General features: G+C 59.5%; 22 protein-coding genes. 13 read left to right on the top strand and 9 right to left on the bottom strand.

Annotated elements, in window-relative coordinates; translation table 11 throughout:
• The first annotated feature begins 37 nt into the window (after window positions 1-37).
• Both NW834_RS00110 and NW834_RS00105 read left to right on the top strand, forming a co-directional pair.
• Entirely contained in the window at window positions 38-1,927 is a 1,890-nt protein-coding gene (locus NW834_RS00110; protein WP_414419066.1) for a serine/threonine-protein kinase, read from the top strand.
• A gap of 3 nt (window positions 1,928-1,930) precedes the next feature.
• Entirely contained in the window at window positions 1,931-4,285 is a 2,355-nt protein-coding gene (locus tag NW834_RS00105; protein WP_414419067.1) for a transglycosylase domain-containing protein, read from the top strand.
• Between the two features lie 147 nt (window positions 4,286-4,432).
• On the opposite strand, the gene NW834_RS00100 is transcribed toward NW834_RS00105, so the two are convergent.
• The 4 genes from NW834_RS00100 to NW834_RS00085 all read right to left on the bottom strand — a co-directional run bounded on the left by NW834_RS00100 (window position 4,433) and on the right by NW834_RS00085 (window position 8,130).
• Window positions 4,433-4,801, bottom strand: coding sequence for a YccF domain-containing protein (locus NW834_RS00100; protein ID WP_414343163.1), 369 nt, complete (start codon window positions 4,799-4,801; stop codon window positions 4,433-4,435).
• A 131-nt stretch (window positions 4,802-4,932) separates the two neighbouring features.
• Window positions 4,933-6,204, bottom strand: a complete 1,272-nt coding sequence (locus tag NW834_RS00095) for an MDR family MFS transporter (protein ID WP_414419068.1) — start codon at window positions 6,202-6,204, stop codon at window positions 4,933-4,935.
• 43 nt (window positions 6,205-6,247) lie between these two features.
• Window positions 6,248-6,466, bottom strand: coding sequence for a hypothetical protein (locus NW834_RS00090; RefSeq protein WP_414331694.1), 219 nt, complete (start codon window positions 6,464-6,466; stop codon window positions 6,248-6,250).
• A gap of 1,145 nt (window positions 6,467-7,611) precedes the next feature.
• Complete coding sequence (locus tag NW834_RS00085; protein ID WP_414350223.1) at window positions 7,612-8,130, bottom strand: HNH endonuclease; 519 nt, start codon at window positions 8,128-8,130, stop codon at window positions 7,612-7,614.
• A gap of 167 nt (window positions 8,131-8,297) precedes the next feature.
• Here NW834_RS00085 and NW834_RS00080 point away from each other — a divergent pair, with 167 nt between their 5' ends.
• From NW834_RS00080 to NW834_RS00060, 5 genes are all read left to right on the top strand, one after another.
• Entirely contained in the window at window positions 8,298-10,505 is a 2,208-nt protein-coding gene (locus NW834_RS00080; protein WP_414419069.1) for a glycoside hydrolase, read from the top strand.
• Between the two features lie 27 nt (window positions 10,506-10,532).
• Window positions 10,533-11,483 carry a prolyl aminopeptidase gene (gene pip / locus NW834_RS00075; protein WP_414329348.1) on the top strand — a complete coding sequence of 317 codons (951 nt, stop codon included), beginning with the start codon at window positions 10,533-10,535 and terminating at the stop codon, window positions 11,481-11,483.
• A gap of 240 nt (window positions 11,484-11,723) precedes the next feature.
• Window positions 11,724-12,263 (top strand): PDZ domain-containing protein, encoded by a 540-nt coding sequence (locus tag NW834_RS00070; RefSeq protein WP_238376905.1) that lies wholly within the window; start codon window positions 11,724-11,726, stop codon window positions 12,261-12,263.
• A 31-nt stretch (window positions 12,264-12,294) separates the two neighbouring features.
• Window positions 12,295-12,603 carry a hypothetical protein gene (locus NW834_RS00065; RefSeq protein ID WP_414329349.1) on the top strand — a complete coding sequence of 103 codons (309 nt, stop codon included), beginning with the start codon at window positions 12,295-12,297 and terminating at the stop codon, window positions 12,601-12,603.
• A 5-nt stretch (window positions 12,604-12,608) separates the two neighbouring features.
• The gene (locus NW834_RS00060) at window positions 12,609-14,204 is read left to right on the top strand and encodes a hydantoinase B/oxoprolinase family protein (RefSeq protein ID WP_414419070.1); all 1,596 of its coding nucleotides are present in this window, start codon (window positions 12,609-12,611) and stop codon (window positions 14,202-14,204) included.
• Here NW834_RS00060 and NW834_RS00055 read toward each other — a convergent pair.
• Together NW834_RS00055 and NW834_RS00050 are read right to left on the bottom strand one after the other, a co-directional pair.
• Window positions 14,141-14,533: a thioredoxin family protein gene (locus NW834_RS00055; protein ID WP_041437173.1), complete on the bottom strand. Its 393-nt coding sequence runs from the start codon at window positions 14,531-14,533 to the stop codon at window positions 14,141-14,143. The genes NW834_RS00060 and NW834_RS00055 overlap by 64 nt on opposite strands.
• 34 nt (window positions 14,534-14,567) lie before the next feature.
• Complete coding sequence (locus NW834_RS00050) at window positions 14,568-15,308, bottom strand: NnrU family protein (RefSeq protein ID WP_414419071.1); 741 nt, start codon at window positions 15,306-15,308, stop codon at window positions 14,568-14,570.
• A gap of 68 nt (window positions 15,309-15,376) precedes the next feature.
• Between NW834_RS00050 and psb27 the strand changes: the two genes are divergently transcribed.
• Both psb27 and NW834_RS00040 read left to right on the top strand, forming a co-directional pair.
• Window positions 15,377-15,778: a photosystem II protein Psb27 gene (gene psb27 / locus NW834_RS00045; protein ID WP_414419072.1), complete on the top strand. Its 402-nt coding sequence runs from the start codon at window positions 15,377-15,379 to the stop codon at window positions 15,776-15,778.
• Between the two features lie 223 nt (window positions 15,779-16,001).
• Complete coding sequence (locus NW834_RS00040) at window positions 16,002-16,466, top strand: YHS domain-containing (seleno)protein (protein ID WP_414419078.1); 465 nt, start codon at window positions 16,002-16,004, stop codon at window positions 16,464-16,466.
• A gap of 24 nt (window positions 16,467-16,490) precedes the next feature.
• On the opposite strand, the gene NW834_RS00035 is transcribed toward NW834_RS00040, so the two are convergent.
• The 3 genes from NW834_RS00035 to NW834_RS00025 form a co-directional block, all read right to left on the bottom strand.
• The gene (locus tag NW834_RS00035; protein ID WP_414419073.1) at window positions 16,491-17,261 is read right to left on the bottom strand and encodes a sensor histidine kinase; all 771 of its coding nucleotides are present in this window, start codon (window positions 17,259-17,261) and stop codon (window positions 16,491-16,493) included.
• Between the two features lie 156 nt (window positions 17,262-17,417).
• Window positions 17,418-18,305, bottom strand: a complete 888-nt coding sequence (gene prmC, locus NW834_RS00030) for a peptide chain release factor N(5)-glutamine methyltransferase (RefSeq protein ID WP_414419074.1) — start codon at window positions 18,303-18,305, stop codon at window positions 17,418-17,420.
• 12 nt (window positions 18,306-18,317) lie between these two features.
• The gene (locus NW834_RS00025) at window positions 18,318-19,166 is read right to left on the bottom strand and encodes a Tic22 family protein (RefSeq protein WP_414406836.1); all 849 of its coding nucleotides are present in this window, start codon (window positions 19,164-19,166) and stop codon (window positions 18,318-18,320) included.
• A 503-nt stretch (window positions 19,167-19,669) separates the two neighbouring features.
• Here NW834_RS00025 and NW834_RS00020 point away from each other — a divergent pair.
• From NW834_RS00020 to NW834_RS00005, 4 genes are all read left to right on the top strand, one after another.
• Complete coding sequence (locus NW834_RS00020) at window positions 19,670-19,861, top strand: hypothetical protein (protein ID WP_011432601.1); 192 nt, start codon at window positions 19,670-19,672, stop codon at window positions 19,859-19,861.
• Between the two features lie 145 nt (window positions 19,862-20,006).
• Window positions 20,007-22,520 (top strand): peptidase U32 family protein, encoded by a 2,514-nt coding sequence (locus NW834_RS00015; protein ID WP_414419075.1) that lies wholly within the window; start codon window positions 20,007-20,009, stop codon window positions 22,518-22,520.
• A 163-nt stretch (window positions 22,521-22,683) separates the two neighbouring features.
• Window positions 22,684-23,208, top strand: coding sequence for an acetolactate synthase small subunit (gene ilvN, locus NW834_RS00010; protein ID WP_011432604.1), 525 nt, complete (start codon window positions 22,684-22,686; stop codon window positions 23,206-23,208).
• Window positions 23,209-23,225: 17 nt separating this feature from the next.
• Window positions 23,226-23,864 (top strand): hypothetical protein, encoded by a 639-nt coding sequence (locus NW834_RS00005; protein ID WP_414419076.1) that lies wholly within the window; start codon window positions 23,226-23,228, stop codon window positions 23,862-23,864.
• Window positions 23,865-23,945 lie beyond the last annotated feature (81 nt).

Below are 23,945 nucleotides of genomic sequence, written 5' to 3'. Positions count from 1 at the left end.
TCTTGCAAACCTGTTCTCCGTACCGCCGCGATTCCCTATGTTTACTGCGTCGGATCCCTTTTTGGGTCGCCTCTTGGCTCAGCGTTATCGACTCGTACATCTGCTGGGACAGGGGGGCATGGGGCGAGTCTATTTGGCTCAAGATTTGCTCTTTGGTGGGGTGGAAGTGGCTGTCAAGCTGCTTTCCCAGCCGGCAATGGATCAGCGCACCCGCCTGCGCTTTGAACGGGAAGCGAAAGCCTGCGCGGCTTTGGGCCAAAAAAGCCTGCACATTGTCAAAGTCAATGACTATGGCCTTACCCCCGATGAGGTGCCTTTCTATGTGATGGAATACCTGAACGGCAAGACCCTCAAGGATATTCTGGCCGCGGGGGCTTTGCCTTTGGAGCGCTTTTTCCGGCTGGCCCGCCAAATTGGCCTGGGGTTAAAGGCGGCCCACGAGGGGATCCTCATGGAAGGGCAAAGGGTACAGGTGATCCACCGCGATTTGAAGCCGGCCAATGTGATCGTGGTGGCCGATGACAGTTTTGGGGAACTGGCGAAGCTGGTGGATTTCGGCATTGCCAAGCTGCTCAACAGCCATGAATCTTTGAGCTTTACCCATGCCTACCTGGGAACGCTGGCCTATTCTTCCCCGGAACAGCTGGAAGGGTTGCCGCTGGACGTCCGTTCCGATATCTACAGCTTCGGGATCATGCTGTACCAGATGGTGTCTGGCCAGATGCCCCTCAAGCCCACCACCGAATCTTTCCCGGGCTGGTACCAGGCCCACCACAAGCACCGGCCCATCCCTCTAGAAGACTGGGGACTGAAGTTTCCGCTGCCCGCCGGTTTGTCTGACTTGATCCTCGGTTGCCTGGCCAAAGATCCTGCCGCCCGCCCGCAATCGGTGGCTAACGTGTTGACGGAGCTGGAGCACATTCAAGCCAGAGCACAGGGATCTATTGCCCCTCAGGTCCCAGTCGCCTCGTCGGAAGAGGCTGCCTCTGGCCCACTTTCTGGAGGTCTCCCTGCCGCTGCGCCGTCCTTGGTTACAGCCGGTACTCTGCGGCTCAGGCCCCTGACGGCGGCCACGGAGGTCGAGAACGGGGGATCCCTGCTTTGGGTGCGCCTGATTCCCTTTCTGATGGGCGGGCTGCTGGGCTGGGTTTTGGTGAGTTGGCAATGGGGACAGTTGCTGCAGCGCCCCTCGGCCCCCCGTGTTTCCGGGCCAGGATCTCGTCCGGCAGTGGAAGATCCCATTGCCCCAGAGAATGTCCATCCTATGCCTGGGGAGCTTGTCCCTGAGCCCCTTGTTTTGGCTTCAGAGCGGAGCAAACGGCGGGACCCGGCACCGGAGCTGGAACCCTACAACAGGAGCGAGCCGGTGTTTCGCGCCTTTCCCCTGGAGACTTCCCGCGAGACGGTACGGGCCAGCCTGGGATCCCCCAGCCAGCAGGGGCAGGGCGCTTGGCCCAATACCGTGTACGACCTGTACCGCTTTGGCGGGGTGGACTTGGGCCTCACCTACGACGAATCCAGCCTGGCCCTGCGGCAAACCGAAGCTACCGTCACCGATGGCGTACCCACCCCGCAAGTGGAAGGCCTCTTGGAGGATATGCTGCAAGCCCCCTTGCCTGCTCAACTGCAGCGAGAACTGCAGGCTGTGCGCGAGGGACGTTCCGGGCGAGTGCAATTCCGCGTTGGCCCCTGGGCCGGCAGGATCGAACGCAACGCCCAAGGCCATCTTTACATGGCCCTCTGGGATCCCACGCTGCCCAGCGGTGCTCCACCCCCTTCTCCTGTCTCCTCTCCCACCCTACCCCCGGCTGCCCCTGTTGCCCGGCCTCCCAAGGCCCGTAACCTCAATTCAGCAGCAGGCGGCCCTCTTCCCGGCCAGACCATGCAGGAGCTGCTGCGCCGTGCGCGCGAATTGCGGGGGGACTGAGCCATGTCTGCTTCTGAAGACAAAAAGCCGCTGTTGGGCACCGTCGCTCGCTTCTTCAAAACCCTGGCCAGGCCCTTCCCTATCGGGCCTACGGCTCTCCTCAAACCCCCCGAACCTCCTCCCCCCAAGCGCCCGGTGCGCCTGCGGATTACCTGCCCGGGAGAGCCCCCTCGAGTGGTTGCCCTGAAGGGATCCGACATTCTCGGTCGCAGCCAGACGGTGGCCACCATTCGCATCCCTGCCCCCGCGGTGAGCCATCTCCACGCCCACATCCGTCCCCGCCCGGATTGGCGCCTGCCCGGTCTGGGTTGGCGGATCCCGTTGCCCCCTATTCTCTACTGGCTGGGGTGGAATGCCGGTCGCTACCAGCTAGAAGATCAAGACTCGACCAACGGCGTTTTCCGCCTCAAACCCTTCGGTGGTGTCGAGCGGGTGCGCCGGGTGATCTTGCGGCATGGCCAGCAACTGAGCCTTGGCCCGCCTCGGGATCCGGAGAGCGTCTGGATTCAAGTGCTGGATCCACCCCCACCACAGGTGTATGGGGTGCGCGGCTGCCTCATCCTGATGGTGGTCTTGGGGCTGGGGGCGAGGATTTGGATCGGCCATGAGTGGAGCAAGTTCTCAGTGGAGCCACCCCTCTCCGCAGATCGCAACCCCCTGATCGTCCTGGCCGGGGATCAGCAGACGGAGCTGCGCCGCCATCAGGGGGACACCTACCGGGAGCTGCCCGACCTGGAAGCTTTTGGGCCGATTTTGCCCAAGGTGGTGGTCGCCGCTGAAGATCACCGCTTTTACTCCCACTTTGGGGTGGATCTGCTGGGCATTGCCCGCGCCTTCTGGGTGAACCTGCGCTCGGGGGAAGTGCAGCAGGGGGGCAGCTCCATCAGCCAACAACTGGCCCGCACCGTGCTGCGGGACTACACCGGCTCCGGCAACACCTTCGGGCGCAAGCTGCGGGAGGCCGTCGCCGCCCTGAAGCTGGAACAGCGCTACAGCAAAGACGAAATCCTCGCTCTCTACCTCAACAATGTTTACCTGGGCAACGGCATCTACGGCTTTGAGACTGCTGCCCAGTTCTATTTCGGGATCCCAAGCCGCCAGCTCAGCCTTTCCGAAGCTGCGACTCTGGCGGCCATTTTGCCCGCGCCCAATGCCTTTAACCCTGTCGCCAACTATGATGCCGCCGTTCGGGGCCGGGATCGGGTGTTGGATCGCCTGAGCGAGCTGAAAGTCTTCCCCGAAGAGGAGATTCGGCGGGCCCGGCGCAGTCGCCTCACCCTCAACCCCCATTTGCGCTCCCAAACCTCGACAGTTGCTCCCTACTTTTACAGTGCCGTCTTCCAGGAGCTGCGGCAGCTCTTGGGCCAAGACCTCTCGGCAGAGGGCAACTTCATCATCGAAACCACGGTGCATTTGCCCTACCAGCGTTTGGCAGAGCAAGTCCTGGCCCAAACGGTGCGCGAGTCCGGATCCCGCTTGGGCTTCAGCCAAGGCGCTTTGGTCAGTCTCGACAGCCGCAACGGTGAAGTGCTGGCTTTGGTGGGCGGGATCGACTACAACGCCAGCCCCTTCAACCGGGCTACCCAAGCTCAAAGGCAGCCGGGCTCCACCTTCAAAGTGTTCACCTATGCGGCTGCCCTCACCCAGGGGATCCCTCTCTCCCAAGTGTTGTCTTGCGAGCCCCTCACCTGGGGCAACCTCACCTTTCGGGGCTGTCGCTCGGGATCGGCCCCTATGGATTTGGCCCGCGGCCTGATCCTCTCCGAAAACGTGATTGCCCTGCGGTTGGCCCAACAAGTCGGTCTAGAGCAAGTGGTGGCGACGGCCCGGCAAATGGGCATCCAATCACCGTTGCAACCCTATCCTTCTATGGTGATCGGCACCATGGAGGTGAACTTGCTGGAGTTGACAGCGGCCTTCACTCCTTTTGCCAATCGTGGCCTTTGGTCAAGGCCCCACACCATCCGCCGCATCTTGGATAGCAGCGATTGCGCCAACCCCAACGACTTTCGCACCTGCCGTGAGATTTACCCTGGTCGGGAGGATCCCCGTTCTCAGCGACTTGTCTTACCAGAAACCGTCGCCCAACAGATGACAACCGTACTGCAAGGGGTGATCAGCTCCGGCACCGGTACTACTGCCCGGCTCGGCATTGGAGAAGCCGGTAAAACCGGCACCACCACCGCCAACAAGGATCTGCTCTTTATCGGCTACACGCCCAACCCTCCCCTGGTGACCGGCATTTGGCTGGGCAATGATGACTCTAGCCCAACACGAGGAAGCAGCAGCATAGCCGCTCAAACTTGGGGAAATTACACGAGGCAAGTCATTACCAATAGTTTGACGATGGTTCAATAGAGCAACTCCGAGAGCAGCCTTGGCAATTGGCAACCCCAAATCCTGACAACCCGACAGAAAACTCTCCTGCATCCCAAGTGAGAAATGCCTAATAACCAGTTTGGCCGTACCCCTCAATAAACCCACAATCTAGGTTCACCCACTTTCTCAGCGCAGATCTCGGCCAAAGGGCAACAACGACAAAATAATTAACTTCATGTGTTGTTTGGCAAAGGGGATCCCAACAATGGTGATTGCCAGAATCACAGCCCAGAAGAGATGGTTAAGCACCAACGGCCAGCCAAACAGCAATAGCCAGATGACGTTAAAGATCAGCAGCAGCGGGCTGTTGGCATCGGGATACTCCACCACTTCCTTTCCGAAGGGGGCAAGCACTGCAAACCCCAGTTTGATGCTCTGCCAGCCAAAGGGAATGCCGATGATTGTCAGGCAAAGGCTCAGTCCTCCTAAGATGTAGCCCAAACCTGTCAGCAAACCCCCGAAGATTAGCCAGATGATATTGCCAATCAAGCTCATGATTCAGATCCTCCACCGTTGAGACCAAATTGCAGGGTACAAGAGCAGAACTAGCCTTCCTGTTCGACATCCATACTCTAACCAGCTGTTGGCCAAGACTGGGATCCCAAAATCTGCTTCTTTCCTGGGCTCTAGCGTTCTGCGTCACCGAGGGGAGCGGGCTCCATCACCGGAGGCACTGCGGCCCTATTCACCTTGCAGGGCAGAATGCGGTTTAGAAAGCGGAGGATCCCCCAAACCCAACTGACGGTGATCACCCAAAAGATCCACAGCCCGCTTGCCCACGGTTGCGGCAAGTCCAAGGCCATCCCCCCAATCATCGGGCCAAGGGCAAACCCCGCCGACCAACAAAGAGAGTTGACCGACAGATACACTCCCCGCAAGTGATCCGGTGCCAAATCCGCCACCAAAGCAGAGGCAGAGGGGTTGTAGCTCACCAACGCCAAAGAGAGCACCGCCAGCGCCAAGACTGCCACCACCGACCCCAATCCCGCCGCCAGACCGCTAAGCCAAACCAAGAGAAATCCTACCCCCCACATCAGGGCGGATCCCTGCAACCCTTGGATGCGCGTCCGGCGATTCAACCAACGGGCCACCGGCATCTGCAGCAGAGCGATCAAGGCCCCATGCAAGGCAAACAAAATGCCGATTTGCACCTCTGGGATCCCTACCCCATTGCGGAAGTAAAGGGGCATGCTGCTGCTGAGCTGGGCCACATAGGTGGTGAACAGGATATTCGACAGGCCAAACACCAAAAGGGAGCGATCTCTAAGGGCGGTTTTCCAACCTGCCAACACAGGCTCTGCTGCCGGACAAGTCGCCCGAGTTTCCCGGATAAAAAACCAAAGTACTGCCAGAAAGATTAGAAAAGTGACACCGTCGATTACAAACAAGAGCCGATAGGCCCCCGTCAGAGCCACCAGCGTGCTGGCCATAGCCACCCCAAGGCTGAGGCCCAGGTTATCCCCCAGACGGTTGAGAGCGTAGGCTTCGTTGCGCTGCTCACGAGTGGTTAGATCTGCTACAATCGCTTCCGCAGGCGGCCAGTACAACCCCTGCCCCAAGCCTGCAGCCATATTGGCCAGGGCAAAACTCCAGAAGTCATAGGAGAGCGCAAACCCAAACGACCCCAAGGTGGAAATAGCCAGAGAGAGGATCAAAGTGGAACGGCGCCCCCAAGCTCCATCGGCCATCGAGCCGCCCAGGATGCGGCCAAACACCCCGGCAAAAGCCATAATGCCTAGCCCCAGGCCCACTTGGGTGGCGGTCAGCCCCACCTGATTCACAAAAAAGAGACTGGCATAAAACAAGGTAAAGCCGGTTCCAGTTTGGGAAAGCAGCCGACCGATAAAGATCAGCCAAACCTGAAAACTGAGCTTCGGCCACCAAGAAGGGATCCACATGTTGAGTGCAGCAGGATGTTGAGTGCAGCAGGGGAGGGCCTACCTAGCCTACGGGATCCCGATCCTTGAGGCCAGGGCAAGGAGCCTGCTCTGACAAGTAAACTGAAAATTTGTGCAGCCAGGCTTGATGTTCGTTGCCAGAAGGCTCTTCACCCAGCGAGCCAGCAGACAGGGCAACCCATTTCCCCAACTCCAAATATTCGCTCAACAGCCGCGCCAACTTATAAACTCGATAATCGAGCTGCACTAAGCTACTTTTCATCTGCCCCAAAACACCCAGTCCTTTTCTGAGCCAACTTACAACCTTCAACCTTTCCCAAAACCTGCTGAGCAGGAAGCCAACCCCCATCTTGCTTGCTGCAGCCGAGGCGCAAGTTCCCTTTGCCCACAACAGAGCACCTGTAGCTCAGCCGCAAACCTGGACAAAGCTAGAAGAAGCTGTGCCTTACAGTTCTAGTACCAACAATTTTAACTAACGGGGGTGCGGGGGCAATAGGTCCCATGCTCTAGCCGCAGGGTGAGCACTGGGATACATGGATCCCCGCCATACCCCTGAGCGAAATCTGTAGTAAAGCCTACTTATGCTGGCGGTAACCTACAAGTACTGGGCTTATCCAGATGCCTCCCAACAAACCAGCTCACGGGCGGACGACGGGGATTGACCTGGTTTTGGAGCAATTCCTGACGACTTCAGAGGGCGCTTTTGGGAACGGCCCAAGGGCTTCAAAGCCCTGCAAGGCCAGCTGAGAAGGCTGCAACCCAGGGGGGCGAGAAAACAGCAGGGGTCTTGCCACTGGAAGAGAGCACCACTGCAGGTTGCCAGGATGCAGCAGGGCATTGCCAATGGTTGCCAAGAGTTTCATTTCCAGAGGGCCCATTGGCGTTGAGACCGAGGGCAGACCCTCTCTATCTTTTCTTTGTGGAAGATCTTTGTGGAAGACCTCAAGGCCAAGGGCTGGGCAAGGGGGATGTTGCCCAAGGATTGCGTCGAGGCTGCCTGGGGATAGATTCTCTGCCTTCTGGAGTGGGTTTGCTGGAAGGGTGGGGTGGACTTTGCCAAGGTTGACCCAAAAGGAAGCGGCCAAATCGGTTGCAAGTGCTGGGGGATGGTTAGCAACAGCTGGGCTGTCGGGGGGCCTCAGTGCCCTGAATGCCGGTACCGGGTGCATCGGGACTCAGCCTCAGCCTTGGGAACTGTGCTGGGTGGGTTAGAGGTTGTTTTGCGAGCTGGCAGTGCCTAGGGGGGAGGCTGGGGAAGGGGAACCGCCTGTCCAGTTGTTCTGTCGGGGGTTGTAGACCCAGACAAGTGGCGTGGGGCAGGAATGCCCGACCGCGAGGTAAGGACTCCGTCCTGCTGACGGGAAGGGTGGCCCGCGCTCTGTCCATAGGATGAGCGCCGGGAGGATGTCACTCTTGCCGACTTTGGTGTTCGCGCCAGAACTGCTCCGCAAAAGCCACCGTCGGGTGGAGAGGGGCACGGGGTTTGCTGCGCAGGGGCATGTTGGCTTCTTCAGGGGTGCGGTTGCCCTTGCGTTGATTGCAGCGTTCGCAAGCCGTCACCACATTGTCCCAACTGTGGGATCCCCCTTTGGAGAGGGGCACGACATGATCCAAGGTCAGATTGTGGGTGCTGCCACAATACTGGCAGGTGTGGTGATCCCGCCGCAAAACCTCCCGCCGATTCACAGGGGGCACGCGCCAAGCGCGCTCTTTGCCCTTGATGGTCAGGCGAATATGTTCGGGCACTTCAATGACCTGGCTGGGGGAGCGCACCTTCCACACCGGCACATTCATCATCGAGAGCGGTTCGGCTTTGCCTGTTAGCAGCAGCACGATTGCCCGCTTGATATTGACCCGGCTGATGGGCAAATAGTTTTGGGAAAAGACAACGATCGACTGTTCCAGAAGGTGGGTAGCGGCAGTCATGGCTCAGCTCTTCCATTTGCCGCCATTCTCCTGAGGAATCTGCCGAATGGCAAGCTTTTCCCCACCGCCATCGACACCGGCAGCGCTCAGACATTCAAGAGTTTCTTACGATCGCCAGCCAGACAGATGGGCTAGTATCCGGGTGATGGTTGGATCCCGTACCGCCCATGACTTACCCGCTGCACGTCGCCCTGGTTTGGCACCAACACCAACCCCTCTACAAAAGTCCGGTGGCGGGTAAATATCGCATGCCTTGGGTGCGCCTACACGGGATCAAAGATTACCTGGACTTGGTCTTGCTGCTGGAGCGCTATCCCCGCTTGCACCAAACGGTCAACTTGGTGCCCTCCCTGATTGTGCAAATCGAAGAGTATGTGGCCGGCTCGGCTTTTGATCCTTACCTGGAACTGACCCTATCCCCTGTCGAAAAGCTCGGCCCCGATCAACTGCGCTTTGTGGTCGAGCGTTTTTTCGACAGCCACTACCCCACCATGATCGAGCCCTACCCCCGTTACCGGCAGCTCTACAACCAACGGGAATCTCAGGGGGTGAACTGGTGTCTGCAGTACTGGACTCCGCAGGACTTCAGCGATCTGCTGGCCTGGCACAACCTGTCTTGGTTTGATCCCCTCTTTCAGGAGGATCCTGAGATTGAGGGCTGGATCAAAATGGGATCCGGTTTTACCCTGGCGGATCGGCAGCGGATCTACGCCAAGCAACAACAGATCCTCGGCGCCATCTTGCCCCAACACGCCAAACTGCAGAGCAACGGCCAACTGGAGCTGACCACCAGCCCCTATACCCACCCCATCTTGCCCCTGTTGGTGAGCGAGCGCTCGGCGCGGGTGGCTCGGCCAGGGTTGCCTTTGCCTCGCTACCCCTTTCACTGGGAGCAGGATGTCCACAGCCAACTGGAGCGGGCTAAGCAGATCTATCGGGAGCGCTTTGGCCGGGATCCGCGGGGCCTGTGGCCTTCCGAGCAATCCGTAAGCCCTGCCATTGTGCCGATTGTGCAAAAACAGGGCTTTGAGTGGATCATCTCCGACGAAGGGGTTTTGGGGTGGAGCCTGGGTCAACCGTTTCACCGCGATGGGCAGGGCCACATTCTGGAGCCGGAGAAGCTCTACCGCCCCTACCGCCTGGAAACCGAGCGGGGGGATCTGGCCATCGTCTTTCGGGATCACCGCCTTTCGGATTTGATCGGCTTCAGCTACAGCGCCATGCCCGCCGATGCTGCCGCCAAAGATCTCATCGGCCATCTGGAGAGCATCCGCAACCGCCTGCCCCAGGAGCAGCCCTGGCTGGTGACCATCGCTCTGGATGGGGAAAACTGCTGGGAGTACTACCCCCAGGATGGCAGGCCCTTCTTGGAAAACCTTTACACCCGCCTCAGCCAGCACTCCTCCCTGCGGCTGGTGACCGTTTCGGAGTTTCTGGATCAGTTTCCGCCCACCGAGTTTTTGCCGGCAGAGCAACTTCACAGCGGCTCCTGGATCGAGGCGGACTTCACCACCTGGATTGGGGATCCGGTGAAAAACCGCGCTTGGGAGCTCTTGGCTCAGGCCCGCCAGGTGATTCAGGATCATCCCCGCGCCAATCCCCAAGCCTGGGAAGCCCTCTGGGCCGCCGAGGGATCCGATTGGTTCTGGTGGTTTGGGGCAGGCCACTCCTCCGCCCATGATGCCGTTTTCGACCAGTTGTTTCGGGAGCACCTGCAGGCGCTCTACACTGCTTTGGGAGAGGCGGTGCCGACCGTGCTGCAATTTCCCCTGGAGGATCATGACGGCCTAGGGGATCGCCTGCCGCAGGGGTTTATCCACCCGGCCATCAACGGTCGTCCGGCAGAACGGGAGTGGAGCCAAGCCGGGCGGGTGGAGATTGGAGCGGCCCGAGGCACCATGCACCGCAACAGCATTGTTCGTCGCCTCTGGTACGGGTTCGATCACTTCAACCTCTACCTGCGGCTGGATTTTAACTCGGTGGTGCAGCGGCCCAGGCAATTGCTGGTGCTGTGGTTCTACCCCAACCGCGTCACCGTCAACAGCCCCATTCCCCTGCAGGGATTGCCGGCAGAAGCCCCTCTCAACTACCACTACCGCCACCTGTTGCGGTTGTCACTGCCGCCTCCCGGCACCGGCCAGCATCCGGCAGAGGTGCAAGCCCAGCTCTTGCAGGCAGGGGAGTACCACACCTGGCACGCCATCGGCCATCAAGTGAAGGCGGTGGTGGATGCCTGTTTGGAGGTGGCCATCCCCTGGAGCAATTTGGGCGCCCAGCCGGGTCAGGAGCTGCAATTTGTCATCCTGGCCGCGGATGGCGAGACCTTTCAGGAAGGGATCCCGCCCAAGGCCACCATTGCCCTGCGCAGACCCTGAGAGTGATGACCAGCAGAGCTTCAAGTTATGTCGCGCGATCTCTATCCCCCCATCGAGCCCTACGATCAAGGTTTTCTGGCGGTTTCCTCCCTCCACACCCTGTACTACGAGCAGTGCGGCAACCCGGCAGGCAAGCCGGTGGTGTTTTTGCACGGGGGGCCTGGAGGTGGGATCGATCCCATCTACCGGCAGTATTTCGATCCCAGCCGCTGGCGGGTGGTGCTGTTCGATCAGCGGGGCTGCGGGAAAAGTCGCCCCTATGCCGAGCTGCGGGAGAACACCACCTGGGATCTGGTGGCGGATATCGAGAAGTTGCGCCAGCATCTGGGCATTGATCGCTGGTTTGTGTTCGGGGGCAGCTGGGGCAGTGCCCTTGCCCTGGCCTATGGGCAAACCCACCCCCAATCCTGCCTAGGGTTTGTCTTGCGGGGCATTTTTCTCTTGCGCCCTTTTGAGCTCCGCTGGTTTTACCAGTCGGGGGCCGGCTACTTTTTCCCCGACGCTTGGGAACATTACCTGGAGCCGATCCCTCCCGAAGAGCGGGATGACCTGCTGGCAGCCTACCACCGCCGCCTAAACGACCCAGATCCCCAGGTACGGCTGAGGGCAGCTCGCGCCTGGTCCGTCTGGGAGGCCAGCACCAGCAAGTTGATCCCCAGCCCAGAGCTCATCGAGCGCTTTGGTCGAGGAGAGTTTGCCGAGGCCTTTGCCCGCATTGAGTGCCATTACTTTGTCCACGGCGGTTTTTTGGATCCGGAGGATCAGCTCCTCAGGGGGGTGGGACGGCTGCGGCATCTGCCGGCGGTGATCGTCCAGGGGCGCTACGACGTGGTGTGCCCGCCCATCTCTGCTTGGGAGCTGCATCAGGCTTGGCCAGAAGCAGAGTTTCGGATGATCCCCGATGCTGGCCATTCCATCACCGAGCCCGGAATCCGCACCGCCCTCCTGGAAGCCACCGATCGCTTTGCCGGTTTGTGAGCCCCGCCGAGCCAACCCAGTGCTGCCAGGGATCCCAAGACCTTGAAGAATTGCTACAGGAAGGCCGGCAAAACCTTGGGATCCAGCCCAGAAGCACGGCCAAGCCTATCGACAGTTGGCGATTTTGGGTTTATCACTGAGGGAGGGGCGGTGCAAGCTGCCCACACCTGGCTGGTGCATCCACCCAAGTGCTTCGCGGATTCAAGCTCATTTCTACTTCACCGTTTCCAGGGTCGAACCATGCAGAAACCAACCCATCTGTTCAAGCTTGCCCTAGCCCTGCCCATCTCCTTCTTGCTGGCAGATGCAGTTGTGGCCTACCCCTGCGACTCGGTTGGGGGTGAAGCTTACAACCACCACGGCTCCACGGTTCAGGTCAGCAGCGACGCCAACAGCTTCGGGGTTCAGTGGTCGCCTGCCTCCTATGCTGTCGGCAACGGCTTCATTGGAGTTGCCATTGAAACGGTGAACGGCGAGCAAGCCCAGAGCGCCATCAGCCGTCGTCTGTTCGGCCCCGCACTTCGAGTTCAGGGGGTGCAGGTGGTCGGCTTGCTCCAGGATGGTCCTGCTCAACGAGCCGGTCTGGCCCAGGGCGATATTTTGATTGGAGTGGATGGGCAGCGGGTCACCTCCGTGCAACATGTGCAGCAGATCATCCAAAATACCCCGGTAGGCCAATCGGTGCCGATTACCTTCCGCCGTGGTGAGCAGGTGCTGTCAACGGTGGTTGTGGTGGGGGATGGCCGGGTGTTGCGCCCCTTGATGCTGCAGCAGCAGTGAGCCTTGTCGGGATCCCTACCCGGAGCTCTCTGTGAATGCCAATTGGAGTTCGGGATGGGCTGTCTGGGCAGTTTGCGGCCTCAACGGCTTGCTGTTTTTGGCCCTGGTTGCTCTCATTCCTGTCATTTTGAAGCTGCGCTCGGCTCTTGGGGTCACAGAGCAGGCCATGGCCGATTGGCGAGAAGCAGCTCAACAGGCCTTGGCTCCCACTCCCGCTGAGTTGCTGCGTCTGCGGGATCGTCTGCGCGAGAATCGCCATACCCTTGCCCGCTGGCAACGTCGTTTGCAGTTCTGGCAAGGGATCCGCAGGGTGGCCGTTTGGCTGGGGCGTAGGCTTTGAGGGATATGGATAGCAACTATCCTGTCTCCAATCCCATCCGGTTGCAGGTCATGGCCAACGCTCTGGCGGGGATTGCCGAAGAGATGGGAGCCCGCCTCATCCGCGGTTCTTATTCGGCCAACATCAAGGAGCGGCGGGATTGCTCCACAGCTCTGTTTGACGCGCAAGGGGCTTGCATTGCCCAGGCAGCTCACATCCCGGTGCATTTGGGCGCCCTTTCGCAGGCGGTGCGAGCGGTGGTGGCAGCCAACCCGCGACCCGGAGATGTGTTTCTCCTCAACGATCCCTACCAGGGGGGATCCCATCTGCCGGACGTTACGGTGGTCGCGGCCATTCCCGGCTGGAGGGATCCCGACCGGATTTGCGCCTATGCTGTGAACCGTGCTCATCACGCTGATATTGGAGGGATGCGCCCTGGCTCCATGCCCGCCGACTCCACAGAACTTTGGCAAGAGGGGCTGGTGATCCCGCCGGTACGGCTGGCTGGGCTCTCTCTAGAAGGAGAGTTGTACTGGCAGGAGGATCTGCTGCGCCTAATCCTGGCCAATGTGCGCAATGCCGAGCAGCGGCGGGGGGATCTGCAGGCCCAGGTGGGGGCCAGCGCAGTGGGGATGAGCCGGTTTCGGGAGTTGCTGGCCCGCTTTGGAGAAGAGGAAGCTTGGCAGTTGATCGCGGGGGTGATCGAATACAGCCGCCGGCGGATGCGGGCGCAAATTCAGGCTCTGCCCGATGGGATCTACACGGCTGAGGATTGGTTGGAGGGCTACGGGGATCCGCCCGCGCCCCTTGAGATTCGGGTGCAGGTGGAGGTCAGGGGCGAGAAGCTGCGGGTGGACTTCACCGGTACCGCTCCGGCCATGGCGGGAAACCTGAATGCGCCGCTGGCCGTCACCCGCTCGGCAGTGTTGTTTGCCCTGCGTTGTCTGTTGGATCCCACGGCCCCCAGCAATGTCGGCCTGGAGGATCCCATCGAGATCGTGGCGCCGCCCGGCTGCTTGGTGAATGCCCAGTTTCCGGCAGCAGTGGTGGCGGGCAATGTGGAAACCTCGCAGCGAATTGCCGATGTGGTGTTCAAAGCTCTGGCTCCCGTGGCCGGATTGCGGAGCATCGCTCAGGGGCAGGGCACCATGAACAACTGTGTGCTGGGCAACCGCCACTTCACCTACTACGAAACCCTGGGAGGTGGTCAGGGGGCCAGCCGGCAACGACCGGGTTTGGACGGAGTGCATGTGGGCATGAGCAATACCCTCAACACCCCCATCGAGGCTCTGGAGCTGGAGTATCCCCTGCGGGTACTGCGCTACGAGCTACGCCAGGATTCCGGCGGCCATGGCCAACAGCGGGGCGGCTGGGGGCTAATCCGCTCCATCCAGACTTTGCAGGATTGCACCCTCTCCCTGCTCACCGAGCGGCGCCACTATGCCCCCCAAGGAGAACAGGGAGGCGGGCCAGGCCAAGTGGGGATCAACCTCCTCAACGGGGATCCCTTGCCTGGCAAAATCAGCCGCTCCCTAAAAGCCGGCGACGTGATCACCCTCTACACGCCGGGCGGCGGGGCTTGGGGCTCAAACGAGGATGAGCAGGCTCCCGAACCCAGGTAGCGCAGGTGGTCAAGAAACAACTGCTCGCAGCGGCGAAGCACCTCATCGCGGCTGGCGAAGTGCTCCAGCCTTTGCACTTCTTGACCTTTCTCAAACAAAATTAGGGTTGGCAAAGAGCGCACCCGATAGCGGCGCGGCAGCCAAAAATTGTCGTCTACATTCACCCGCAGTACTTTGACCGCCCCTCCCCACTCGGCTACGAGACGGTCGGTAATCGGCTGAATGAAGCGACACAGGCCACACCAAGGGGCGCCGAAATCCACCAAAACCAACCCATCACTTGTCAAAAGTTCTTGATTAAAAGCATCTAAAGCAACTTGCAAGGCCATCACTCCCAAACTAAAGAAGTTCTTTGGGATCATGCTACCAGGCAACTTGGCTGGCTGCAGAAACCATTTGGGGATGGAAAGCATAAAGAATCAATACAAAGCTGAATACCCCCAGATAGGCCCAGCGAAAAAACTCTTGGGGGCGCAGTTGCTGTCGCTTCTGCAGAATGGCCAAGCCGGGGATCACCGAGGTACGCGCCTTGAGATCGCGGAAGGCCTGCCCGTATTTCCGCTCCAGGCGGTGATCCCCATGCCAAACGGCAAACAGGTGGTAGGCAATGAGCCCAAGCGAGGTCACCACCATAAAGCTGGAGCCAATCCAAAGGGTATGGGCTACACACCAGATCACCTGGCCCACCATTTGCGGATGACGGGTGATGCGGATGATCCCGGTTTCAAACAGGTGGATCTCCGGCTTGCGAATGGCGGCGATCTCCAGCAAGTTGAAGGTGGCCGGATACAAAAAGAAAAAAGAGAGGGCAGACAAAAGAGCAACGGTGGTGCGAATGCCTGGGACGGCTTGGAGATCCCAGAGAATCACCCCGTCGTAGCGGTGGTTGAAAAAATAGATGAGCAACAGCGGTGCCAAACTGAGGCTCACCAGAGCAAAGAAGATGCGGTACAGACGGGATCCCAGCCAGCTTTCCCCCCAGGGCCGCAAGTAGGCCAGTCCGCTGTGAGCACAGGCAAACCCCAAGATCAGGGCTAACATTGTCCAATGGGATCCGTACTGGCCCAGCTTCTGCAGAAAGTCGCTGAAGGGGGTGAACAGCATCTTTTGGGTGACTCCTCTTCCGGTGTTGCTGTGGCTTATGCTTAAAAGTAAGTTACATTAGGTTCCCCATGCTCAAAACTTTTTTTCGGCGTCTTGTCAGCCTGCTCCTGTCTGTAGCCCTTTTGCTGGGCTCAGCGAGCTCAGTTGCTCAGGCTGCCCGTCTCACCGGCAAGTATTACGAAGACAGCATGACCCTGATCCAAACCCTACGCACCGTCCTTTCAGAAGGGGATCCCCTGATGAACCCGGAAGAGGCGCGAGCGGAAGCCATGCAAGCCATCCAGGAGTTTTCTGGGCGCTACCACGGCCATCGCTACGATAAGCTGCAGTCTTTTACCACTTTGCGCACGGTGTTTAACACGCTGGCCTCCCAGTACCGCACTTCCAGTCGACCTCTCAACCCCGAAAAGGTGGAGCGGGTGCTAATGCAACTGGATCGGGCCGAATTGGCCCTGCGCCGAGAAGGTTGAGCTTTTTTAGATCTCCGAGATCCAAATCACAGGCAAATCTCCTCGCTGTGGCCAAACTGTTCCCAGTCCCCGGAAGCCAGCATCTCCTCAGATGTCTTTTGTCAGATGTCTTTTGGAACCTGAAGGGGAAGAGTAAGGCTTTCTTGCTCATTTCGATTTTCGATTGAGGACTTGGGAGGTCGTGATGGTCAAAAATCGTTGGGTTTTGCTCTCGCTGCTGCTGATGGTTGGAGCTGTTGCTTCTCACCCAGCTTGGCTCCTGTCTCGCCCAGCCCAAGGACAGGTTGTTGGGGCTGCCGAGGAGGGATCCCCAGGCCCTTTTTTTGCGACGGACGGCCTGGCCCTGCGGGGCTATGACCCGGTGGCCTATTTCATCGACGGCAAGCCGGTCAAGGGATCCCCAGAGTATGAATGGGAGTGGGGAGGGGTAACCTGGAGGTTTGCCAGCGCCGACAATCGAGAGCGGTTTCGCAACAACCCAGAGCGCTTTGCCCCCCAGTACGGCGGGTTTTGTGCCTGGGCCGTGGCCCACAACTACCTTTACCCGGTGGATCCCTTTGCCTGGAAAATCGTCGATGACAAGCTGTACCTGAACGCCAACCAGCGGGTACAGCGTAACTGGGAGCGCGACATCCCCGGCTTGATCAAGAGGGCAGATGCCAACTGGCCAGCTTTGAGAAGCCGATAGGCCCAAGTCCCTCTGGCCTGGGGTTCAATGGGCGAGGCGCAGGGTCACCTTGATGCCAACTCGGTAGGGGCCGCTTTCGCAGAGTTCCAGCTGGCCTCCCATTTCTCTCAGGAGCCGCTCGCTTACCCGCCAGACGGCACAGCCCTCTGTTTGAATGGGCACATGGCATCGCCCCTCAAGGTTCCACCCCAGGCACAGTCGCCCCTCTTCTTCTGCGGTGGGATAGGGGTGCAAAGCCATCGAACCGTAGCGTAGGGTGCGGATGCCCCAGCGACACACTCCCAGAAGCGCCTGTACCAAGCCGTGGGGATCCGCCCAAACGGTGAGGCTGTCGGGGAGAAGGGGCACCTCAAAGGCCGAGGTGGGTTGTAGGGCCGGCCATTCGTAGCGAATGCCCTGATCCTGGGCCTGTAGGCGAGTTAGGCTGTACACATCCTGCAGGAGGGGGCGTAGTCGGGTCGGTTCCGGTCGCAGAGGTTGGATGGGCAGGTCATGGCGAGCCAGGCGGGTGTATTCCTCAAGCAGCTTGATCAGGCGCTCTACCGCCTCTTTGGCACTTTGCAGGTATTCCCGCTCCTCTTCGGGAGAGTCACATAGATCCGACAACACCAACTGCAGGGATCCCATCTGGCTGCTGAGGGGATTGCGCAGCTCATGGCCGATGCTGACGAGCAACTCTTGTTGAAAGGCTCGCATCACCTCAGAGCGTTCAAAAGCAAATTGCCAATCCACAGCCTCTTGCTTGTCGGCAGAGGCAGCTTGCTGGGGGAGTGGATCGGGTTTGGCTGCAGGCAAGGGTTTCCTCAAGAGGTGCTCCGAAGGAAAGACGGGGGATCCCGTCGAGGTTCAGATCCTTGGGTTTGGATCTTTGAGTTTTGGACAGCGAGGACTACGTCCCGCTGAGGCAATAGGGCTGCGGCAATACCCTATCTTATGGGATCCTACCCTTTTCTATCCGACGAAGTGGGCGCTGACCACCCGTTCAACCCCGGCCAGATCTCGGTGAACTTGGATCTGCCGATAGCAGCCTCTAGCTTGCAACTGCTCCGCCACCCAAGGGGCTTGGCCTCGCATCACTTCCACCGCCCAAAAGGAGTTCGGGGCCAAGTAATCCGGTGCTGCTTGAATCAGCAGCTGCAAGTGGGCTAGGCCATCTTCTCCGCCATCCAGAGCCTGTCGTGGCTCGTGCAGTCGCACCTCTGGCATGAGCGAGGCCAGCTCAGCAGAGGGAATGTAGGGAGGGTTGGAAACCAGGCCGCGCAGCCGTCCTCGCCAGGGATCCAAGGGCACAAACCAGGATCCCAGCAGCAACTTCACCCGCTCCTGCAGATGGTGGGCTGCCACATTGTCTGCTGCAATAGCCAAGGCCTCTGGGCTAGAATCCACGGCCAGAAGCCGCAACTGGGGGTGCTGATGGGCCAACGCAATGGCAATCGCCCCGCTGCCTGTACCCAGGTCGGCAAAACAGGATCCCGGCGGCAGAGGATTGGCCTGTAGCCAAAGGGAAGCCTGCTCCACCAGCAGCTCGGTCTCCGGGCGTGGGATCAGCACCGCCGGCGTCACCCGCAAGCTCAAGCCCGCCCACTCAACTTTGCCCAACAGGTACTGTAGGGGGATGCGCTCTTCCACCCTTTGCCGCCAAAGGGCCTGCACCTCCTCCAGGGGATCCCCCTCCCCAGCCGGAGCGCGACCCATCAACCGCTCCAATGGCCCCCACCCCAGCCGTTCTTTGAGCAAAATCTCAACTTCCTCGGCAGGGATCCCAGCCGCTTTTGCCGCCCTCAGGGCTTGGGCACGCCACTCTGTTAACCGCTTCACCAGAGCAGACTGGGATCCCATCAGGGGCTTAGGTTAACGCTGAGGCTGGGGACTTGCAGAAGGATTGGCAGGCCGGGCCAGGGATTGGATATACTCCAGCGCCGAGCGAGAGGGGATAAAGGCAATTTTCTGCACATCGGCCTGCGCGTCGGGGGCCAGCATACGCTCTACCACAATGGCCAGCGAGGTCACTTCAATCTGGGTTTTCCCAACCACATCCGGGTTCTGCGCCGCTGCCCGATCCAAAGCCCTCCGCAAATCGTTGCGGTCGAAGAAGAAGGGCACCACCTCATGGCCATCCTGCTCGATGGTCAGCAGCCCCTCTCCGGAGCGGCCATAGAACAGAGGCACACCAATCGCTTCTGCAGGCACATCTTGACCGGTTTCCTTCAGCACCTGCTTGGCTGCTTCCACATCAGAAGCCCGAGGCACCACCTCAAAATACAGGTCACTATTCTTGGCGCGCTCCTCTTCCGATTTTTCGTAGGCATACCCCAGCGAGAGAGGCACCACCCGGGCTTGACTGGCTATCTCGGGGTTGCTGGCTTTCACCTGCTCCAACATTTGTTGGGCTTGGGCTTGATCCAGCCAGAAGGAAACCACTTGGATGGTGCGGCCATCTCGCTCCACATTGGCGACAACGGGGGTGCCGTTCTGAGACACAATGGCAAAAACAGGCACCAGATTTAGCCGCTCCGCCACCTCTTGCCGGCTCATGGGGCCTGCCGCAGCCTGAGCCAGTAGGGCATTCTCCTGAGCCCAAACGGGAGTTACAGCCAAGCCCCCCCAAGCTGTTCCGATCAGGATCCCGGCTACGCCGCCCACCTGAGCTGCACAGCGGCAGAGGGAGCGCACAGGCGATACTACATTACAACGCGTCATTCTCATCTCAACTCCCGGCATCGCGCCTTGTTCTGGTTGCTATGGGGTCAGCTTCCTAAGTACTAACCAACAGCCTGGGGCAAATCAAAAGCTGCCTAGATTAAACCCGCTCAACAGGGCTTAGGCTAGCGATGCGGCACACTCTCAGCCTTAGGATCCCGGTTGGCCATCGCTGACAACACCCCGGCACACCTATCTTGAAGAGCGCTCTTGGGCCACCCTAGAAGCCAAGGTTAGAACATCTGCTCGACCTCTGTCGAGGGGCAAAGCCCCTATTTTGGGTGGGGATCCCGCATCACCCAATACTATATACGGAGTCGCATACAACTGATCCACGCTAGATGCAGATCCCTCCGAGGGTTGTGTACCCAGCTCTCCCATAAAACGCTGCCTATTCCAGCCTTGTTCGGCGGTGTCCTGATGTAGCCGCGCAAACGTGGCAGCTGCTGTTAACTTTTGTTAAGGTAGGGGTGCGAACCCACAGCTGTAGGGAGCATTGAGTCATGGCTAAGATCTTCACCGCTGAATTCAACCAATTTGAGACCATCAACGCTACTCAGGCCTGGTCTTTGTTTTTCACCATCAGCGCTTCCGATCGGCTGCTGGGTGACAACCCGGCTGTTGGCCGCTACCTAACGTTGGCTTTGTTCAGCGCCGTCCTCACCGGGATCCTGAATGTGCTGGTGGCTTCTTAGCTAGACCCTTTGCGGACGGAACGAGTTTTTTGTTAAGAGGCCGCCGGCAGAGGCAGCTTGACCTGAGACAAGGGGCTCCTGCTCTCAGGTTTTTTGATTTTGAATGGGAAAGGATCCCTTGTTCTCTTTGTGGGGCTGTCTTCCGATGAAAGCTGCTGGGATAGATTTCGCGGAAACGGATCACTTTGAGGCGCCGCCTCTGACCACCAAGTTGCCCCTGCTGCTGGCCCCGGCGGGGGATTGGGAGTGTGCCAAGGCGGCAGTGGAAAACGGAGCCGATGCCATTTACTTTGGGCTGGAGCGCTTCAACGCCCGGATGCGCGCCCGCAACTTTACGGAAGCGGATTTGCCGGAACTGATGGCCTGGCTGCACCGGCGGGGGGTACGGGGCTATGTTACTTTGAATACTCTGGTTTTTCCAAGGGAGCTGACGGAAGCCGAGGGATACATCCGCTCGATGATTGCGGCGGGGGTGGATGCGGTGATTGTGCAGGATATTGGCATCGCCCGCCTGATCCGGCATCTTTCCCCCGATTTCCCCATCCATGCTTCCACGCAAATGACCATCACCAGTGGAGTGGGAGCGGAGTTTGCCGCTGAGCTGGGCTGTGAGGTGGTGGTGCTGGCGCGGGAATGTTCCCTCCAGGAAATCGCCCAGATCCAGGCCTATCTGCAAGAGAAGGGATCCTCCCTATCTCTGGAGGTCTTTGTGCATGGGGCGTTGTGCGTGGCCTACTCGGGGCAATGTCTGACCAGCGAGGCGCTGGGGGGGCGTTCGGCCAATCGGGGGGAATGTGCCCAAGCCTGCCGCATGCCCTATGAGCTGGTGGTAGACGGGATCCGCCGCGACTTGGGGGAGAAGCGGTATCTGCTCAGCCCTCAAGATTTGGCCGGGCTGGAGGTGCTGCCGGAGCTGGTGAAGCTGGGGATCCGCTGTCTGAAAATTGAGGGCCGGCTGAAATCCCCAGAATATGTAGCCAATGTAACGCGGGTGTATCGGCAGGCGTTGGATGCGCTGGGGGTGGGACAGCCGTGGCAGCCCTCGCAACAGGAACGCTACGAGCTGGAGATGAGCTTTTCTCGTGGGCTCTACACAGGCTGGCTGCGGGGCATCAACAACCAGGAGCTGGTGCACGCGCGGTTTGGCAAGAAACGGGGGGTTTACCTGGGGCAAGTGGTGGGGATCCAACAGGATCAGGTGGGGATCCGGCTGGAGGCACCCCTCAAAGCCGGGGACGGCGTGGTGTTTGACCAGGGGCAGCCGGAGTTGCCGGAGCAGGGGGGGCGAGTTTACCGGGTGCAAGAGAAGCAGGGGCTGGCCTGGCTCAGCTTTGGAGAGGGGGTCATTGATCTCAAACGTCTGCGGGTGGGGGATCGCCTCTGGAAGACCAGCGACCCGGAACTGGAAAAGCGCCTGCGCCAAAGCTACGCCGGGGATCACCCCCGCTTTCAGCGGCCTGTCCACATGGAGGTTCACGGCCAAGTGGGATCCCCGCTGACGCTGATCCTGCGGGATGAGCAAGGCCATACGGTGCAGGTGGATTCGCCGCTGCCCCTGGAAGCTGCCCACCGCCAACCCCTCACCACCGAAAAACTGCGACAGCAACTGGGCCGTTTGGGCTCCACTCCCTTCAAGTTGGGATCCCTGCACAATGCCTTGCAGGGGGAGGTAATGCTGCCGGTGAGCCTGCTCAACCAGATGCGCCGACAAGCGGTGGAACGCCTACAAGCTCTGCGAGCTCAGCCCCCGCGCTGGCAACTCAATCCCGAAGCTCACTGGCAAGATCTGGTGCCTTCTCAGGAGGAGCCCGAAAGGGGATCCCCGCAGTTGGTGGTGTTGGTGCGGGATCCGGCACAACTGCCGGCGGCGATAGCCAGCGGTATTAGGCAGATCTATCTGGAGTTTGAGGATCCCCGCCGCTATCGGGGGGTGATCCGCACAACCAAAGCCACCCATCCCGAGGTGGAACTGTGGGTCGCTCCGCCCCGCATCACCAAGCCAGGAGAAACCTGGATCCTAAAGCAAGTGTTGGTCGGCGGAGCCGATGGCTACTTGGTGAGAAATTACGATCATCTCCGTTTCTTTGCCGGGCAGCGCTGCATTGGGGATTTTTCCTTGAATGTGGCCAATCCCATCACGGCCCACTATCTCAAAACCCGCTACAACCTAGAGCGCTTGACGGCTTCCTATGACCTCAACCATGAGCAACTGGGATCCCTGCTGCAAGCCGGCCCCGCTGGTGGGTACGAGGTTACCCTTCATCAACACATGCCCCTGTTCCACATGGAGCACTGCGTCTTTTGCGCCTTTTTATCCAGCGGAACGGATTACACCAATTGTGGTCGCCCATGTGAAAAACACGAGGTGAAGCTGAGGGACAGGGCCAATGTCGAGCACATTTTGAAGGCCGATGCCGGCTGTCGGAATACCCTCTACAACGGCAAGGCCCAAACGGGGGCAGAATATGTGCCGAAATTATTGGCCTTGGGCCTGCGCTATCTGCGCATCGAATTTTTGCATGAATCCCCCGCCGAGATCCAACAAACCCTGCACCGCTATCAGCAACTCCTACAAGGTCAACTCAGCGGATCCCAACTGTGGCAGGAGCTGAAGCTACACAGCCAATTGGGGGTTACGCGCGGGTCTTTGGAGAGTTAACGGCTGCGCTGTCTTTCTCTAGGGCGCCGGCTCTGCAGCTGTGCTCCGACCGGAGCAATGCGAAAAACATTCCGGCAAAGTTGGCGTAGAATTTCCTCAGGGTATTGTTATTCCCAGGTGCTTCCCCAACCTCTTCTCAGCTTTTTCTTTACCTCTGGTTGCCGTGAAACACACCCTCAGCGCCCTCGTGCAGGATCAGCCTGGCGTTTTAACCCGCATTGCGGGGATGTTTGCCCGTCGCGGCTTTAACATCGACAGCCTCACCGTTGGCCCCACCGAACGACCGGGGATCTCTCGCATCACCATGGTGGTGCAGGGAGATGAACACGATGTGGAGCAGATGACGAAGCAGCTCTACAAGCTCATCGACGTGCTGAAAGTTACCGATATCACCCATGTTCCCTGCGTGGAACGGGAGCTGATGCTGGTCAAGGTCAATGCCAGCCCCGATACCCGCTCCGCCATTATGGATGTGGCCCAAATGTTTCGCGCCCGGATTGTGGATGTGGCAGAGGAGTCTTTGACTCTCGAGGTAACCGGGGATCCCGGCAAAATGGTGGCCATCATCAAGATGTTGACCAGCTTTGGCATCCGCGAGATCGCCCGTACCGGCCTGGTGGCTCTCACCCGCGAGTCCGGCGTGAATACGGAATACCTGAAGCAACACCCCACCTTAGTTACCGTCTGATGGCCCCAGGAGAAGCGATGCCGAAGTCGGGGTGGAGGGGCCAGGGATCGGTTCTGCGGGGCACGATTAGCCTTGTGGCTATTGTGCTGGTGGGGCTGCTGGCCGGCTGCAGCCCTAGACCGCCAAAGCCGATTGTGCAGCAGGCCCTCGCCTATCAGATCGCTCATGTGTCCGGGCCGGTGGGATCCTTAGTGGGCAGCGACCGGTTGTCGGCACATCTGGAATTGCAGGATGTGAAAATCCGCCAAGATCGCCGTGAACCTTTGCTGTTAGTCTCAGGAGAAACCCTGGAAGGCCATCACCTCAGCGGTACCTACACCCTAATCGTGCATCCGCCGGGATCCCGCCGCCCCTATCGCCGCAAAGGGGATCCCTTCCAGCTCACCCTGGCCCACCAAAAGGCACAAACTGTTGCTACACAACGCTCGCCCGACCGCGTCAAAACCGTGCCCGAACGGTGGCTGCTGGCCTACAGCTCACCGGATTCCAAGACTTGGGAGGTCATCGACTTTCTGCCTCAGCCCGCACCGGCACCGGAGTTGCCTCCTGCCGGGCCAGAACCTACACTGCCGGCAACTGCACCTGCTGCCGCCGACGTCGGCAGGACGGAGTCCGATGGAGCTCCCAGCCCTACCAATACTTCTACTCCCACCTGAAGTAGAGCATGACTCTAGTCAATAATAAGCTCAACTATACTGAAAATAATGTATAATATGTTCAGTACGGATTACTACCAG

The organism is Synechococcus sp. R60.1, assembly GCF_047461835.1.
GTDB lineage: Bacteria > Cyanobacteriota > Cyanobacteriia > Thermostichales > Thermostichaceae > Thermostichus.
Note: the sequence above shows the minus strand (reverse complement) of the source record. Positions and strands in the feature narration are given on the sequence as shown.